This window comes from Pseudomonas sp. 43mfcvi1.1 (genome assembly GCF_900115935.1).
In the GTDB taxonomy this organism is placed as follows: domain Bacteria; phylum Pseudomonadota; class Gammaproteobacteria; order Pseudomonadales; family Pseudomonadaceae; genus Aquipseudomonas; species Aquipseudomonas bijieensis.
On the sequence record NZ_UETT01000008.1, the window covers coordinates 200,133 to 216,405 of the forward strand.

A 16,273-nucleotide genomic window follows, 5' to 3' on the forward strand; every position below is an offset into this window, starting at 1 on the left:
AAAGTTCCGCGACCGTGCAAAGTTATATATCTGTAGCAAAAGAGGAACTTAACCTGAGGGGGGTCGCTCAAAAGGCCAGTAGTTATTTCCATAAGGAGAAACACCCCATGCGTAAGACTTTTGCTATTGCCTTGATGTTGGCCGCCTCCCTCGGTCTCGCTGCCTGCGATAAAAAATCCGAGGACAAGGCTCAAGATGCCGCAAAACACGCCGAGCAAGCTCAGCAAGACATGAACAAAGCACAGGATAAAGTGAACGACGCGGCAAAAGAAAACGCCGATGCCGCCAAAGCTCAGGCTGAATCGAACGAAGCAGCTGCGAAAGAAGCCCCTGCTACCGCGCCTAAAACCAACTAATACGGTTTTAGCAGTAAAAGAAAACCCGCCTGGTGCGGGTTTTCTTTTGCCTGCGATTTGGAGACCCCTGTCACGCCGCGTCCTTGACGACCTCGGGCGCTGGCGCTTCCGTGGGGGTATAGACCATCACATCCAGCACATCAGAATGAAATTCGCGCTGATACAGCACGAACACCACGCCAGCACTCATCAACATGAATAACCAGGGGCTGACGAACCACGCCAACATGGTCATGCCGAAGTAATAGGAACGCAGGCCGAAGTTGAACTGGTTGGCGGCCATGGAAATGACCCGCGCCGCCCTGAGTGCAAACGCCTTGCGCTCCTGCTCCGAGACATGACGCTCGCCGATCATCGGCGCCGAACCCACCAACACCGCTGCGAAGTTGTATTGGCGCATGCACCAACTGAACGTGAAGAACGCATATACGAACACCAATGCCAGGCAGAGCAACTTGACCTCCGCCATGCCCTGGGAAGCCTGTTGCACCATGGGTATGTCGGCCAACAACGACACCGCCCGATCAGACGCCCCGAGCACCGTCAGGATACCGGCCAGGATGATCAGCGTGCTGGAGGCGAAGAATGAGGCATTGCGTTCGAGATTGCCGATCACGCTGGCATCGGCGATACGATTCTCACGCAACAGCATGCGGCGCATCCAGTCCTCGCGGTACAGGTGCATCACACTGGCCAGGCAGGCCGTGTCGCGCGCCTTCCAGGTGGCGTAACGGGTGTAGCCCGCCCAGCAGATGATGAACCAGGCGGCGGCAAGCAGATGGATCAGGTTGGCTTGGATGAATGACATTCGATTTCCTGTGACGAAACAAACTCTGCGGCAATAATATCAGCGAACCCTGTGGGAGCGAGCCTGCTCGCGATAGCGATATAACTTTCACTTCTATATCGACAGTTCCGACGCTATCGCGAGCAGGCTCGCTCCCACAGTCCACGAAAAAAGACACCGCACCCAAAAAAAATGCCCCGTATCGATTGATACGGGGCATTTCGGTTGTAGCCGGTGAATCTGCCTGAAGCTGCTTAAGCCAGTGCTTCGCTGCGCTTGCCCAGCAGACGATCACACACCACCGCGACCGCCAGGGTCATCACCGAAGGCACCAGCCAGGCCAGGCCTTGTTCGCTCAGCGGCAGGTGGGCCAGTTGCGTCGGCATCCAGTCCGCCAGCCCGGCGCCCTTGAGCGCATCGATCAGGCCAAACAGGAACGACACCAGCATCACTGGGCCAACGATGCGCCCCTGCTCGTGCCAGAAGTCCTTGCAGAAGCTCAGGGCCACCAGGGCGATGCACGGCGGGTAGATCGCGGTCAGGACCGGGATCGAGAAAGCAATCAGCTTGGTCAGGCCCAGGTTGGACACCAATAGCGAGAACGCCGCCAGGATCACCACCAGCGTCTTGTAGGACAGCGGCAGCACGCGGCTGAAGTACTCGGCGCAGGCGCAGGTCAGGCCGACTGCGGTCACCAGGCACGCCAGGGAGATCAGCACTGCCAGGAAACCGCTGCCCAGGCTGCCGAACGTGTGTTGCACGTAGGCATGCAGCACAGCAGCGCCGTTGGTCGCGCCCACTGCCACTTCATGGCTGCCCGAACCCAGGCGGAACAGGCTGACGTAGACCAGTGCCAGGCCCACCCCGGCGATCAGCCCGGCAATGATGGCGTAGCGGGTGATCAGGGCCGGCGACTCGACGCCCCGGGAGCGGATCGCGTTGACGATGACGATGCCGAACACCAGCGCACCGAGGGTATCCATGGTCAGGTAACCATTGATGAACCCCTGGGAAAACGGCGCCGCAACGTACTCGGGAGTTGCCACGCCGATATCGCCAACTGGCAAGGCAAACGCCGCGATCCCCAGCACGGCCAGGGCAATGATCTTCAATGGCGCGAGGAAACGGCCAACGGTGTCCAGCAGGCGGCCCGGGTAGAGCGAGATGAAGAACACCAGGAGGAAATACGCTGCACTGTAGAGCAACAGCGCCAGCGGGCTTTCACCGGTCAACGGTGCGAGGCCGACTTCGAACGAAACGGTGGCGGTACGCGGCGTGGCGAACAGCGGGCCGACAGCCAGGTAGCACACCGCTGCCAACAAGCCGCCGGCGACCTTGCCGATGGGGCTGCTCAAGGCATCCATCGCGCCACCGACCTTGGCCAGTGCGACGACGGTGATGACCGGCAGGCCGACCGCCGTGATCAAAAAGCCCAGCGCCGCCATCCAGACATGAGGCCCGGATTGCAAACCGACGATAGGCGGGAAGATGATGTTGCCGGCCCCGACGAACAGGGCAAATGTCATGAAACCAAGTGCCAGGATGTCCTGGCCTTTCAACACTTTCATTAAGGAAACCACACTACTGAATCGGAATTTAGAGAGGGATTTCCCTTATGGGTGAGGGAAATGCTGTCGATCCGTATAAGACCGACCCGTTTAGCGCGTCGCTTCCTTGTGGGCAGCAGTCGCAAAAATGGCTGCTAGCCTAACGAATTTGGCGATAAAACGCACTGTAAAGGGGCGAAGTATCCGATGTGCGACATTCGTGTGTCGCGTTTACGTATCTATTTTCCTGCGAAGCCCCTGTGGCAAGGGGATTTATCTGTGGGAGCAAGGCTTGCCCGCGATGCAGGCGACTCAGTTCTATCAGTCAGATCACGTCGATGCCATCGCGGGCAAGCCTTGCTCCCACAAAGCCTTGCTCCCACAGTGCCAGAAACGACAAAGGCCACCCGAAGGTGGCCTTTGTTGCTGGAACGAAAAGGTCAGCCGAAGCTTACTTCTTCATTTCCCAGCCTGTCAGCTCGGCCAGGGCCTTGCCGATGTCTGCCAGCGAACGCACGGTTTTCACGCCTGCGTCTTGCAGTGCAGCGAACTTCTCGTCTGCAGTGCCTTTGCCGCCAGAGATGATTGCGCCAGCATGGCCCATGCGCTTGCCCGGAGGAGCAGTCACACCAGCGATGTAGGAAACAACCGGCTTGGTCACGTTGGCCTTGATGTAGGCAGCAGCTTCTTCTTCAGCGGAACCGCCGATCTCACCGATCATGACGATCGCTTCGGTCTTCGGGTCTTCCTGGAACAGCTTCAGGATGTCGATGAAGTTCGAACCTGGGATCGGGTCACCACCGATGCCGACGCAAGTCGACTGACCGAAACCGGCGTCAGTGGTCTGCTTCACGGCTTCGTAAGTCAGGGTGCCGGAACGGGAAACGATACCGACCTTGCCTGGCAAGTGAATGTGACCTGGCATGATGCCGATCTTGCATTCGCCTGGAGTGATCACGCCTGGGCAGTTAGGGCCGATCAGGGTGATACCCAGCTCGTCGCACTTGACCTTGGCTTCCAGCATGTCGATGGTCGGGATGCCTTCGGTGATGCAAACGATCAGCTTGATGCCGCCGAACGCTGCTTCAAGGATGGAATCCTTGCAGAAAGGAGCTGGAACGTAGATCACGCTGGCGGTGGCGCCAGTGGCAGCTACAGCGTCTTTCACGGTGTTGAACACTGGCAGGCCCAGGTGCTCGGTGCCGCCTTTGCCCGGAGTTACGCCGCCAACCATCTTGGTGCCGTATTCCAGGGCTTGCTGGGTGTGGAAACTACCTTGCGAACCGGTAATACCCTGGCAGATAACCTTGGTGTCTTTATTGATCAGGACGCTCATTATTTGCCCTCCGCAGCTTTGACAACTTGTTGAGCAGCGTCGGTCAGGCTGGTAGCAGCGATGATGTTCAAACCGCTTTCTGCCAGTACTTTAGCGCCCAGCTCAGCGTTGTTGCCTTCGAGGCGAACAACAACCGGGATTTTCACGCCGACTTCTTTCACGGCGCCGATGATGCCTTCGGCAATCATGTCGCAACGAACGATGCCGCCGAAGATGTTGACCAGTACTGCAGCGACGTTGGTGTCGGACAGGATGATCTTGAACGCTTCGGTTACGCGTTCCTTGGTAGCACCACCGCCCACGTCGAGGAAGTTGGCTGGCTTGCCGCCATGCAGGTTGACGATGTCCATGGTACCCATGGCCAGGCCGGCACCGTTGACCATGCAGCCGATGTTACCTTCCAGGGCCACGTAGTTCAGTTCGAACTTGGCAGCGTGCGCTTCGCGCGGATCGTCCTGCGACGGATCGTGGAAAGTCTTCAGCTTAGGCTGACGGTACATGGCGTTGGCGTCGATGTTGATCTTGGCATCGAGGCAGTGCAGGTCGCCGTCGGCCTTGATCACCAGCGGGTTCACTTCCAGCAGCGCCAGGTCGTGGTCCTGGAACAGCTTGGCCAGACCTACGAAGATCTTGGCGAATTGAGTGACCTGCTTGCCTTCCAGGCCCAGCTGGAATGCCAGCTCGCGACCCTGGAATGGCTGTGCGCCAACCAGTGGGTCGATGGTGGCCTTGAGGATTTTCTCAGGGGTGTCGTGAGCGATTTTCTCGATGTCCACGCCACCTTCGGTGGAAGCCATGAACACGATGCGGCGGCTCGAACGGTCAACGACCGCGCCCAGGTACAGCTCTTTAGCGATATCAGTGCACGATTCAACCAGGATCTTGGTGACTGGCTGACCGTTGGCGTCAGTCTGGTAAGTCACCAGACGCTTGCCCAGCCACTGCTGTGCGAAGGCTTTGGCGTCTTCTTTGCTGCGAACCAGCTTTACGCCGCCCGCTTTACCGCGACCACCGGCGTGAACCTGGGCTTTGACAACCCATTCGCTGCCGCCGATTTTGTCGCAAGCTTCTGCTGCCGCTTCCGGGGTGTCTACCGCGTAACCGGTGGATACTGGCAGGCCGTACTCAGCGAACAGCTGCTTACCCTGATACTCGTGAAGATTCATGCTTATTACCGTCTTCGTTAGGTACTGCGCATTCGGTGCTGCACCGTTCTGGTGCCGCACCACCTGTGACTGCTGCTTGCGTAGCTTTCCGGTCAACCGGTTCGGCTACGCAAGGCTGCGTCCAGCGGATATTCCGCGGTGAGTCTTGCTCGCAAGGCTCACGACGGGCCATACCGCCGTGGTTTCTTATTGTCTATTAACGCTTTTTGCGGTTGGCCACGTGGATGGCGCCGCCATTTACGGCCAGGGCCGCTTCGTGCAAGGCTTCAGACAGGGTCGGATGGGAGAAGACCATCATGCCCAGGTCTTCAGCGCTGGTGCCGAATTCCATACCGATCGCGCCTTGCTGTACCAGTTCGGCAGCGCTTGGGCCAATGACGTGAACGCCCAACACGCGGTCCGTCTTGGCATCGGCGATCACTTTGACGAAACCACCGGTATCGTTGGCTGCCATGGCACGGCCACTGGCGGCGAACGGGAAGGTGCCGACGTTAACTTCAACGCCTTCGGCTTTCAAGGCCTGCTCGGTTTTACCGACCCATGCGATTTCCGGGTGGGTGTAGATGACCGATGGGATCAGGTCGTAGTTCATCTGGGCTTTGTGGCCCTTGATGCGCTCGACGACCATGATGCCTTCTTCGGACGCCTTGTGCGCCAGCATCATGCCGCGTACCACGTCACCGATGGCGAAGACGCCTGGTACGGTGGTGGCGCATTGATCGTCAACCTGGATGAAACCGCGCTCGTCGATTTCCACGCCGCTATCGGCAGCCAGCAGATCGGTGGTCACCGGGCGACGGCCGACCGCAACGATCAGCTTGTCGAAGGTGATGGTCTGTTCGCCGTTGCTGTCGGTGTAGTTCACCAGGACTTCTTCACCGTTGACCTTGGAACCGGTCACGCGAGCGCCCAGTTTGATGTCCAGGCCTTGCTTGGTCAGGGTCTTCAGCGCTTCCTTGGAAACCGCGGTGTCAGCGGCCATCAGGAAGGTGTCGAGGGCTTCGAGCACGGTCACTTGTGCGCCCAGGCGCGACCAGACCGAACCCAGCTCCAGGCCGATCACGCCAGCGCCGATCACGCCCAGGCGTTTTGGCACGGACTGGAATTCCAGGGCGCCGGTGGAGTCGACGATCACGTTCTGATCGACTGGAGCCGGTGGAATGTCGATCGGACGCGAGCCCGGTGCCAGGATCACGTTCTCGGCTTCGATCACTTCAACCGAACCGTCTGGCTTGGTCACTTCGACTTTCTTGCCCAGCAACAGCTTGCCGTGGCCTTGGATCGAGGTCACGCCGTTAGCCTTGAACAGGGTGGCAACACCGCTGGTCAGGTTCTTGACGATGCCAGCCTTGCGGCCAACCATCGCTGCGACGTCCATCTTGACTTCGCCGGTGGAGATACCGTGGACGTTGAAGCTTTCTTTCGCTTCCTTGTACTTCCAGGAGCTGTCCAGCAGCGCCTTGGATGGAATGCAACCGACGTTCAGGCAAGTACCGCCCAGGGCCAGCTTGCCCTCGCCATCGGTGTATTTCTCGATGCAGGCAGTGGTAAGGCCAAGTTGCGCGGCCTTGATGGCCGCTACGTAACCGCCAGGGCCCGCACCAATCACTACCACGTCGAATTTCTGAGTCATGAGTCATTCCTTTTCGAATCAAACCGGACGGTCACTTGTGGTGACCGTCGTGGGGACGAAACCGGTTGTTTCAGCAAGAGGCCGGTCAACCGACCGGCCCTCGCGGCGAAATCAGATATCCAGCAGCAGACGAGCCGGATCTTCAAGCAGGTTCTTGATGGTTACCAGGAAAGTCACGGCTTCTTTACCGTCGATCAGGCGGTGATCGTAGGACAGTGCCAGGTACATCATCGGACGAATCACGACCTGACCGTTGATCGCCATCGGACGTTGCAGAATGTTGTGCATGCCCAGGATAGCCGCTTGCGGCGGGTTGACGATCGGGGTCGACATCATCGAACCGAATGTACCACCGTTGGTGATGGTGAACGTACCGCCGGTCATCTCTTCGATGGACAGCTTGCCGTCACGGGCCTTCTTGCCGAAGGTGGCGATGCCGCCTTCGATTTCGGCCAGGCTCATCAGCTCGGCGTTACGCAGTACCGGGACCACCAGGCCACGGTCGCTGGAAACCGCAACACCGATGTCGGCGTAGCCGTGGTAGACGATGTCGGAACCGTCGATCGACGCGTTGACGGCCGGGAAACGTTTCAGCGCTTCGGTGGCAGCCTTGACGAAGAACGACATGAAGCCCAGGCGTACGCCGTTGTGGGACTTCTCGAACAGATCCTTGTACTTCGAACGCAGGGCCATGACTTCGGTCATGTCGACTTCGTTGAAAGTGGTCAGCATCGCCATGTTCGACTGGGCTTCGACCAGACGCTCGGCAACCTTGGCCCGCAGGCGGGTCATCGGAACGCGTTTTTCAACACGATCACCGGCAGCGAACACCGGCGCGGCAGCAGCAGGCGCGGCTGGCTTGGCGGGTGCGGCGGCTGGAGCGGCTTTCTTGGCGGCAACGGCGGCAACCACGTCTTCCTTGGTCACACGACCACCCTTGCCAGTACCGGCAACGGAAGCGATGTTGATGCCGTTCTCTTCGGCGATCTTGCGCGCAGCAGGCGCAGCGACTGGATCGTCTTCGCCGTCGGCAGCTGGAGCAGCGGCCTGGGCGGCAGCCGGTGCAGCGGCGGCGGCAGGAGCGGCGGCGGCAGCGCCGCCTTCTTCGATCGAGCCCAGGACCTGGTTCGACAGAACGGTAGCGCCCTCCTCGGCAACGATTGCGCCCAGCACGCCGTCAGCTTCGGCCAATACTTCCAGCACGACCTTGTCGGTCTCGATGTCGACGATCAGGTCGTCACGCTTGACGGCCTCGCCTGGTTTCTTGTGCCAGGTGGCAACGGTGCCATCGGCAACCGATTCCGGGAATGACGGGGCTTTGATTTCGATAGCCATTATCTGTGGGTCCTTAAAATTCGGTTTCAGTCAGCGCGAAGGCGTTAAACAGTGAAAGCATCTTGCAGCAGTTTTTCCTGCTGCTCGGCGTGCATCGACGCATAACCACACGCAGGTGCAGCGGAAGCATCACGGCCAGCATATTCAAGGCCCAGGGCCTTGTTATGGTTGCCAATGCTGCGACGCAGATGATGCTGGCTGCTGTACCACGCGCCCTGGTTCATCGGTTCTTCCTGACACCACACCACGTGGGTGAGGTTGGTGTAAGGCGCGATGGCCTCCATCAGGTCTTCTTCCGGGAACGGGTAAAGCTGCTCGATACGCACGATGGCGATGTCTTCGCGGCCTTCGGCACGACGTTTTTCCAGCAGGTCGTAGTAGACCTTGCCGCTGCACAGGATCAGGCGAGTCACCTTCGCCGCGTCCAGGGTGTCGATTTCCGAAATGACGGTCTGGAAGGAGCCTTCGGCCAGATCTTCGAGCGTGGAGATCGCCAGTTTGTGACGCAGCAGCGACTTCGGTGTCAGCACGATCAACGGCTTGCGCAGCGGACGGATGACCTGACGACGCAGCAGGTGGTAGATCTGTGCCGGGGTGGTCGGTACGCAGACCTGGACGTTGTGCTCGGCGCACAGTTGCAGGTAACGCTCCAGACGTGCCGAAGAGTGCTCCGGCCCCTGCCCTTCATAACCGTGTGGCAACAGCATGGTCAGACCGCAGAGACGGCCCCACTTGTGCTCGCCGCTGGTGATGAACTGGTCGACAACCACCTGGGCGCCGTTGGCGAAGTCGCCGAACTGGGCTTCCCAGATCACCAGCGCATTCGGCTCGGTGGTGGAATAGCCATATTCGAACGCCAGGACGGCTTCTTCGGACAGCAGCGAATCGTACAGGTCGAAACGGGGCTGGCCTTTGTACAGGTGTTGCAGCGGGATGTAGGTGCTGGCGTCTTTCTGGTTGTGCAGCGCCGCGTGGCGGTGCGAGAAAGTACCGCGACCTACGTCCTGGCCGGTGATGCGAATCGGGTGACCTTCGAACGCCAGGGTCGCGTACGCCATGGTTTCGGCGTAACCCCAGTTGATCGGCAGGCCGCCGGCTTGCATCTTCTGCCGGTCTTCGTAGATTTTCGCGACCTGGCGCTGAACCACGAAGCCTTCCGGGATTTCCAGCAGCTTGGCGGACAGTTCCTGCAGGGTCTTGAGGTCGAAACGGGTGTCGTGACGCGCGGTCCAGGCATGGCCCAGATAAGGACGCCAGTCCACGAACAGCTCTTTGTTCGGCTCTTTGACCAGGCTTTTTACAACGTGCAGGCCGTTATCCAGGGCATTGCGATATTCATCGACTTTTTCCTGGACGCGCTCGGCATCCAGCACGCCGCCTTGGGTCAGGCGCTCGGCATACAGTTCACGGGTGGTGCGCTGCTTGGCGATCTGCTGGTACATCAACGGCTGGGTGCCGCTTGGCTCGTCGGCCTCGTTGTGGCCGCGACGACGGTAGCAGACCAGGTCGATCACCACGTCGCGCTTGTACTGCATGCGGTAGTCGATGGCCAACTGAGTCACGAACAGCACGGCTTCCGGGTCATCGCCATTCACATGGAGAATCGGCGCCTGGATCATTTTCGCGACGTCGGTTGCGTACTCGGTGGAACGCGAGTCCAGCGGGTTGCTGATGGTGAAGCCGACCTGGTTGTTGATCACGATGTGCACGGTGCCGCCGGTCTTGAAACCGCGGGTCTGCGACATCTGGAAGGTTTCCATGACCACGCCTTGACCGGCGAATGCCGCGTCACCGTGGATGGAGATCGGCAGCACCTTCTCGCCAGTCGGGTCGTTGCGACGATCCTGACGGGCACGGACCGACCCCTCGACCACCGGGGAAACGATTTCCAGGTGGGACGGGTTGAATGCCATGGCCAGGTGGACTTCACCGCCGGTGGTCATCACGTTGGACGAGAAGCCCTGGTGGTACTTGACGTCACCGGAGCCCAGCTCGACCTTCTTCTTGCCTTCGAACTCGTCGAACAGCTCGCGCGGGTTCTTGCCGAAGGTGTTGACCAGCACGTTCAGACGGCCACGGTGGGCCATGCCGATGACGACTTCCTTGGTGCCGTAGGAACCGGAACGCTGGATCAGCTCGTCGAGCATCGGAATCAGGCTTTCGCCGCCTTCCAGGCCGAAACGCTTGGTGCCCGGGTATTTGGTGCCCAGGTATTTCTCCAGGCCTTCACCGGCAGTGACGCGCTCGAGCAAGTGGCTCTTGATCTCGGCGGAGTACGTCGGACGGCCACGAACGCTTTCCAGACGCTGCTGGAACCACTGGCGCTGCTCGGAATCGGTGATGTGCGTAAATTCAGCGCCGATGGTGCGGCAATATGTCTGCTGCAACGCTTCGTGAATTTCGCGTAGGCTCGCTTCCTCTTTGCCGATGAACAGGTCGCCGGCACGGAAGGTCGTATCAAGGTCGGCATTGGTCAAGCCGTAGTGAGTGATCGACAGGTCTGCAGGTGCAGGACGCTGCCACAGCCCCAGCGGGTCGAGCTGGGCTGCCTGGTGGCCTCGCATCCGGTAGGCCTGGATCAGTCGCAGCACTTCAACTTGCTTCTTCTCGTGCTCGGAGCTCACGCTGCCGGCAGACACCGGTTGAGCGCGGCGCTGGTTCTTTGCCAGCAGCACGAAATGATCGCGAATCGTCGAGTGCGAAACATCAGTGGCAGAGTTACCGTCAGCCGGCAACTTCTGAAAGTAGGTGCGCCATTCTTCTGGCACAGCGTTAGGGTCGTGCAGGTAGAGCTCGTAGAGCTCTTCCACATAGGCAGCGTTACCACCGGAGAGGTGGGCACTGTTCCACATGCGCTGCATCACGCTTTCTTGCATGCTTGGTCACCCTCGATTAGGGGAACACCACCGGCGAAAACACCGAGCAAACTTGCAGAAGTCCGAGTGCAGCGACTAAAACAAGCCACTTAGGATCACGCTGATAGTCCGGGTACCAGCCCGGATGCCCCTGCTTGTCTCATTTCTTCAAAATAAGAACCGCCGCTTTGTGAGCGGCTGTTCTGGTTATAGCCAAGACGCGGGTTGAAGCCCACGCCCTGGCCTTTACGGGTACAGCGGTTCTACGGGTACAGCAGCTGAATCACACGCCGCTTTGCAGCAACATGTTACGTACGTGACCGATGGCCTTAGTCGGGTTCAGGCCTTTCGGGCAGACGTTGACGCAGTTCATGATCCCGCGGCAGCGGAATACGCTGAACGGGTCATCCAGTGCAGCCAGACGCTCGGACGTCTTGGTGTCACGGCTGTCTGCCAGGAAGCGGTACGCTTGCAGCAGGGCGGCCGGGCCCAGGAACTTGTCCGGGTTCCACCAGAAGGATGGGCACGAGGTCGAGCAGCAGGCGCACAGGATGCACTCGTACAGACCGTCGAGCTTCTCACGCTCTTCCGGAGACTGCAGACGCTCGATGGCCGGAGCCGGCGTGTCATTCTGCAGGTATGGCTTCACCTTCTCGTATTGCTTGTAGAAGATGCTCATATCGACGACCAGGTCACGGATAACCGGCAAACCTGGCAGCGGACGAACGATCAGCTTGTTGCCCTTGACCACGGCGGACAGCGGCGTGATGCAGGCCAGGCCGTTCTTGCCGTTGATGTTCATGCCGTCGGAGCCGCAAACGCCCTCGCGGCAAGAGCGACGATAGGAAAAACCTTCGTCCTGTTCCTTGATCAGGGCCAGCACGTCCAGCACCATCAGGTCCTTACCACCGGTATCGACCTGGAAATCCTGCATGAACGGCGCAGCGTCCTGATCAGGGTTGTAGCGATAAACACTGACTTGCAACATGGCGGCCACCCTTAATAAGTCCGAATCTTAGGTTCAAAAGTCGGAACAGTCTTCGGCGAGAAGTTCACGGCACGCTTGGAGACGCGTTTTTCACCCGGGAAGTACAAGGTGTGGCACAGCCAGTTTTCGTCGTCACGATCTTCGAAGTCTTCACGGGCGTGAGCGCCGCGGGACTCTTTACGTACTTCGGCAGCGATGGCGGTAGCTTCAGCCACTTCCAGCAGGTTCTGCAGTTCCAGCGCTTCGATACGGGCAGTGTTGAACGCCTGCGACTTATCGTTGATCTTCACGTTGGCGATTCGTTCACGCAATTGTGCCAGCTGGGCAATACCCTTCTGCATGTATTCGCCGGTACGGAATACACCGAAGTAGTTCTGCATGCAGTTTTGCAACTCGCGACGCAGGGTCGCCACGTCTTCGCCTTCGGTACGCTCGTTCAGGGCGGACAGACGCGCCAGGGCCGCTTCGATGTTGGCGTCGGTGGCGTCGTCGTACTCGATACCGTCGGACAGCGCCTTCTCCAGGTGCAGGCCGGCAGCGCGGCCGAAGACCACCAGGTCGAGCAGCGAGTTGCCGCCCAGGCGGTTGGCACCGTGAACCGATACGCACGCCACTTCACCCACTGCGAACAGGCCAGGGATGATTTCGTCGATGCCTTCGGCGTTCTGGGTGATCGCCTGGCCGTGGATGTTGGTGGCAACGCCGCCCATCATATAGTGGCAGGTTGGAACCACTGGAACCGGCGCAACGACTGGGTCGACGTGAGCGAAGGTCTTGGACAGCTCGCAGATACCTGGCAGGCGGCTGTGCAGCACTTCCTCGCCCAGGTGGTCGAGCTTGAGCATCACGTGGTCGCCGTTCGGGCCACAGCCGTTGCCGGCGATGATCTCTTTAACCATCGAACGAGCCACGACGTCGCGACCGGCAAGGTCCTTGGCGTTCGGAGCATAACGCTCCATGAAACGCTCGCCGTGCTTGTTGATCAGGTAACCACCTTCACCACGGCAACCTTCGGTCACCAGTACACCGGCGCCGGCGATGCCGGTCGGGTGGAACTGCCACATTTCGATGTCTTGCACCGGAACGCCAGCACGCAGGGCCATGCCGACGCCGTCACCGGTGTTGATCAGGGCGTTGGTGGTGGAAGCGTAGATACGGCCAGCACCGCCGGTCGCCAGCACGGTGGCCTTGGCGCGGATGTAGGTGGTTTCGCCGGTTTCAATGCAGATCGCAATCACGCCGACGAAGGCGCCGTCCTGGTTTTTCACCAGGTCAACGGCGTAGTACTCGTTCAGGAACGTGGTACCGGCCTTCAGGTTGCCCTGATAAAGGGTGTGCAGCAGTGCGTGACCGGTACGGTCGGACGCCGCGCAAGTACGCGCAGCCTGGCCGCCCTTGCCGTAGTCCTTGGACTGACCACCGAACGGACGCTGGTAGATGCGGCCGGTTTCGGTACGTGAGAACGGCAGGCCCATGTGGTCCAGCTCGAACACCGCGGCCGGGCCTTCCTGACACATGTATTCGATAGCGTCCTGGTCACCGATGTAGTCGGAACCCTTGACGGTATCGTACATGTGCCAGCGCCAGTCATCGTTCGGATCGGCCGAAGCAATGGCGCAGGTAATGCCGCCCTGGGCGGATACAGTGTGCGAACGGGTCGGGAAAACCTTGGTGATCACGGCAGTCTTGTGACCGCCCTGTGCCAGTTGCAGCGCTGCGCGCATGCCGGCACCGCCACCACCAATGATGATGGCGTCGAAAGAAATCGTTGGAATGTTAGCCATGGATCAGATACCCCAGAGAATCTGCACACCCCAGACGAAGTAAGCGAACATCGCAACGCCGCATACTGCCTGGAAGAGGAAACGTACGGCAGTCGCCGATTTGCCGAACGCCATTGGCGTCAGGTAGTCGGTCGCGATGGTCCACATGCCGACCCAGGCGTGAGCGCCCAGTGCGACGAGTGCCAGCAGACTGAAGATACGCATCCAGTTGTTTGCGAACAGTTCATGCCATTGGGCATAGCCCAGGCCAGGGTTTGCCACGACATATCCGATCAGGAAAATGAAGTAAGCCGCGAGAACGACCGCAGACACACGCTGGGCCATCCAGTCATAGAGGCCCGAACGCGAAAGGTTCGTGACGTTGGTTACCATATCCAGACTCCTGCCAGAACGATCAGCACCGCAGACACGGCGATAATGATTTTCGAGCCCAGCTTGCCGCCTTCCAGCGTCTCACCGATGCCCATGTCCATGATCAAGTGGCGCACACCGGCGACCAAGTGATACAGCAAGGCGGACAGGATGCCCCAAATCACTAGCTTGGCTAGCGGACTGGTCAGACACGCTTTCACCTGACCGAAGCCTTCTTCCGAATCGAGCGACTTGTCCAATGCATAAAGCATGATGGCCAGGCTGACGAAGAGGATGACACCGGAAATACGGTGAAGAATGGACGTGTAAGCAGTGACTGGGAGTTTGATGGTCCTTAGGTCTAGGTTTACAGGTCGTTGGCTTTTCACGGCTTTTTTTTCACACTGAAGAGCCCCTAACAATCAGGGCAAAGTTGTTGGGGCGCGCACTGGTCAGGTACTCACCACCCAGGGAGTGACGACCCCCAAGAAAGCAGGCCCAAAAGCCCCTGGCGGTCGGTGGCCGAGTATAGACAGTTAGGCTACTAATGACAACGCGTTCACCTTCCCCTAATAGCGCATTGCACATATGCGGCAAAAGGCGTAAACGGCAGGCAATTTCGCGGAAAAAGTCCGGTTAAAGCCTTCTGGAGCAAGACTTTAGGCAAATTGACATTCGGATTTATCTCACTATAGTGGTGCGGGCCCTGCGTGGGGGGTCTGTCTGATGATTTCAAGCATTAATAGGAGGCCACATGGCTGACAAAAAAGCGCAGTTGATCATCGAGGGCGCAGCCCCCGTCGAGCTGCCCATTTTAACCGGCACCGTTGGTCCCGATGTAATCGACGTACGGGGCCTGACGGCCACGGGCCGTTTCACCTTTGACCCAGGTTTCATGTCGACCGCCTCGTGCGAGTCGAAAATCACCTACATCGACGGCGACAACGGCATCCTGCTGCACCGCGGCTACCCGATCGAGCAACTGGCTGAAAAATCGGACTACCTGGAAACCTGCTACCTGCTGCTCAACGGCGAGCTGCCAACCGCAGAGCAAAAGGCCCAGTTCGTCAGCACCGTGAAGAACCACACCATGGTTCACGAGCAGTTGAAGACCTTCTTCAACGGCTTCCGTCGCGATGCCCACCCGATGGCCGTCATGTGCGGCGTTGTCGGCGCCCTCTCGGCCTTCTACCACGACTCCCTGGACATCAATAACCCCCAGCATCGCGAAATCTCCGCGATCCGCCTGGTGGCGAAGATGCCAACCCTGGCAGCCATGGTCTACAAGTACTCCATGGGCCAACCCATGATGTACCCGCGCAACGACCTGACCTATGCAGAGAACTTCCTGCATATGATGTTCAACACCCCGTGCGAGATCAAACCGATCAGCCCGGTACTCGCCAAGGCCATGGACCGGATCTTCATCCTCCATGCCGACCACGAGCAGAACGCCTCCACGTCCACCGTGCGCCTGGCCGGCTCCTCGGGTGCCAACCCGTTCGCCTGTATCGCCGCCGGTATCGCCGCACTCTGGGGCCCTGCCCACGGCGGTGCCAACGAAGCGGTACTGACCATGCTCGATGAAATCGGCGATGTCTCGAACATCGACAAGTTCATCGCCAAGGCCAAGGACAAGAACGATCCGTTCAAGCTGATGGGCTTCGGTCACCGGGTCTACAAGAACCGCGACCCGCGCGCCACCGTCATGAAGCAGACCTGCGACGAAGTGCTCAAGGAACTGGGGATCACCAACGATCCGCAACTCGAACTGGCCATGCGCCTGGAAGAGATCGCCCTGACCGACCCGTACTTCATCGAGCGCTCGCTGTACCCGAACGTCGACTTCTACTCGGGGATCATCCTCAAGGCGATCGGCATTCCAACCAGCATGTTCACCGTGATCTTCGCCCTGGCGCGGACCGTGGGCTGGATCTCCCACTGGAAGGAAATGCTCTCCAGCCCGTACAAGATCGGCCGCCCACGCCAGCTGTACACCGGCTACGAGTCGCGTGACATCACCAAGCTGGAAGACCGCAAGTAAGACCTGCCTTGCAATAAGGTCCCAAGCTGCACCAAAACAGCCCCTGCTTCTTATATAAGAGCAGGGGCTGTTTTGTTTGTGCCCTCCTTAT

Annotated in this window: 13 protein-coding genes; 2 read left to right on the top strand and 11 right to left on the bottom strand. The window is 59.3% G+C overall.

Annotation, left to right across the window (positions count from 1 at the left end):
• The first annotated feature begins 107 nt into the window (after nt 1-107).
• Nucleotides 108-356, top strand: coding sequence for a hypothetical protein (locus tag DTP52_RS17340; RefSeq protein WP_109754457.1), 249 nt, complete (start codon nt 108-110; stop codon nt 354-356).
• Nucleotides 357-426: 70 nt separating this feature from the next.
• Here the strand turns inward: DTP52_RS17340 and DTP52_RS17345 are convergent, their stop codons facing one another.
• The 11 genes from DTP52_RS17345 to sdhC all read right to left on the bottom strand — a co-directional run bounded on the left by DTP52_RS17345 (nt 427) and on the right by sdhC (nt 14,527).
• A complete protein-coding gene (locus DTP52_RS17345; RefSeq protein ID WP_109754458.1) occupies nt 427-1,164 on the bottom strand; it encodes a DUF599 domain-containing protein in 738 nt (245 codons plus the stop codon).
• Between the two features lie 233 nt (nt 1,165-1,397).
• Entirely contained in the window at nt 1,398-2,711 is a 1,314-nt protein-coding gene (gene brnQ / locus DTP52_RS17350) for a branched-chain amino acid transport system II carrier protein (protein WP_109754459.1), read from the bottom strand.
• Nucleotides 2,712-3,141: 430 nt separating this feature from the next.
• Nucleotides 3,142-4,026 carry a succinate--CoA ligase subunit alpha gene (sucD, locus tag DTP52_RS17355; protein WP_014339581.1) on the bottom strand — a complete coding sequence of 295 codons (885 nt, stop codon included), beginning with the start codon at nt 4,024-4,026 and terminating at the stop codon, nt 3,142-3,144.
• Complete coding sequence (gene sucC / locus DTP52_RS17360) at nt 4,026-5,192, bottom strand: ADP-forming succinate--CoA ligase subunit beta (protein WP_003179235.1); 1,167 nt, start codon at nt 5,190-5,192, stop codon at nt 4,026-4,028. Before sucC ends, sucD begins: the two co-directional genes overlap by 1 nt.
• A gap of 196 nt (nt 5,193-5,388) precedes the next feature.
• The gene (lpdA, locus tag DTP52_RS17365) at nt 5,389-6,825 is read right to left on the bottom strand and encodes a dihydrolipoyl dehydrogenase (protein ID WP_109754460.1); all 1,437 of its coding nucleotides are present in this window, start codon (nt 6,823-6,825) and stop codon (nt 5,389-5,391) included.
• A 111-nt stretch (nt 6,826-6,936) separates the two neighbouring features.
• Nucleotides 6,937-8,160, bottom strand: coding sequence for a 2-oxoglutarate dehydrogenase complex dihydrolipoyllysine-residue succinyltransferase (gene odhB, locus DTP52_RS17370; RefSeq protein ID WP_092201798.1), 1,224 nt, complete (start codon nt 8,158-8,160; stop codon nt 6,937-6,939).
• 44 nt (nt 8,161-8,204) lie between these two features.
• The gene (locus tag DTP52_RS17375) at nt 8,205-11,036 is read right to left on the bottom strand and encodes a 2-oxoglutarate dehydrogenase E1 component (RefSeq protein WP_109754461.1); all 2,832 of its coding nucleotides are present in this window, start codon (nt 11,034-11,036) and stop codon (nt 8,205-8,207) included.
• A gap of 262 nt (nt 11,037-11,298) precedes the next feature.
• On the bottom strand, nt 11,299-12,003 hold the full coding sequence (locus DTP52_RS17380) for a succinate dehydrogenase iron-sulfur subunit (protein WP_018610098.1): 705 nt from the start codon (nt 12,001-12,003) through the stop codon (nt 11,299-11,301).
• A gap of 11 nt (nt 12,004-12,014) precedes the next feature.
• The gene (gene sdhA, locus DTP52_RS17385; protein ID WP_109754462.1) at nt 12,015-13,787 is read right to left on the bottom strand and encodes a succinate dehydrogenase flavoprotein subunit; all 1,773 of its coding nucleotides are present in this window, start codon (nt 13,785-13,787) and stop codon (nt 12,015-12,017) included.
• A 3-nt stretch (nt 13,788-13,790) separates the two neighbouring features.
• Nucleotides 13,791-14,159, bottom strand: coding sequence for a succinate dehydrogenase, hydrophobic membrane anchor protein (gene sdhD, locus DTP52_RS17390; RefSeq protein ID WP_003204438.1), 369 nt, complete (start codon nt 14,157-14,159; stop codon nt 13,791-13,793).
• Nucleotides 14,153-14,527 (bottom strand): succinate dehydrogenase, cytochrome b556 subunit, encoded by a 375-nt coding sequence (gene sdhC, locus DTP52_RS17395; RefSeq protein WP_003179220.1) that lies wholly within the window; start codon nt 14,525-14,527, stop codon nt 14,153-14,155. The genes sdhD and sdhC overlap by 7 nt, the downstream gene beginning before the upstream one ends.
• A gap of 365 nt (nt 14,528-14,892) precedes the next feature.
• Between sdhC and gltA the strand changes: the two genes are divergently transcribed.
• Entirely contained in the window at nt 14,893-16,182 is a 1,290-nt protein-coding gene (gltA, locus tag DTP52_RS17400) for a citrate synthase (protein WP_092224685.1), read from the top strand.
• The last annotated feature ends 91 nt before the right edge of the window (nt 16,183-16,273 follow it).

Coding starts and splice junctions, on each gene's coding strand:
- DTP52_RS17340 (WP_109754457.1), top strand. CDS start 108: ATGCGTAAGACTTTTGCTATTGCCTTGATGTTGGCCGCCTCCCTCGGT.
- DTP52_RS17345 (WP_109754458.1), bottom strand. CDS start 1,164: ATGTCATTCATCCAAGCCAACCTGATCCATCTGCTTGCCGCCGCCTGG.
- brnQ (WP_109754459.1), bottom strand. CDS start 2,711: ATGAAAGTGTTGAAAGGCCAGGACATCCTGGCACTTGGTTTCATGACA.
- sucD (WP_014339581.1), bottom strand. CDS start 4,026: ATGAGCGTCCTGATCAATAAAGACACCAAGGTTATCTGCCAGGGTATT.
- sucC (WP_003179235.1), bottom strand. CDS start 5,192: ATGAATCTTCACGAGTATCAGGGTAAGCAGCTGTTCGCTGAGTACGGC.
- lpdA (WP_109754460.1), bottom strand. CDS start 6,825: ATGACTCAGAAATTCGACGTGGTAGTGATTGGTGCGGGCCCTGGCGGT.
- odhB (WP_092201798.1), bottom strand. CDS start 8,160: ATGGCTATCGAAATCAAAGCCCCGTCATTCCCGGAATCGGTTGCCGAT.
- DTP52_RS17375 (WP_109754461.1), bottom strand. CDS start 11,036: ATGCAAGAAAGCGTGATGCAGCGCATGTGGAACAGTGCCCACCTCTCC.
- DTP52_RS17380 (WP_018610098.1), bottom strand. CDS start 12,003: ATGTTGCAAGTCAGTGTTTATCGCTACAACCCTGATCAGGACGCTGCG.
- sdhA (WP_109754462.1), bottom strand. CDS start 13,787: ATGGCTAACATTCCAACGATTTCTTTCGACGCCATCATCATTGGTGGT.
- sdhD (WP_003204438.1), bottom strand. CDS start 14,159: ATGGTAACCAACGTCACGAACCTTTCGCGTTCGGGCCTCTATGACTGG.
- gltA (WP_092224685.1), top strand. CDS start 14,893: ATGGCTGACAAAAAAGCGCAGTTGATCATCGAGGGCGCAGCCCCCGTC.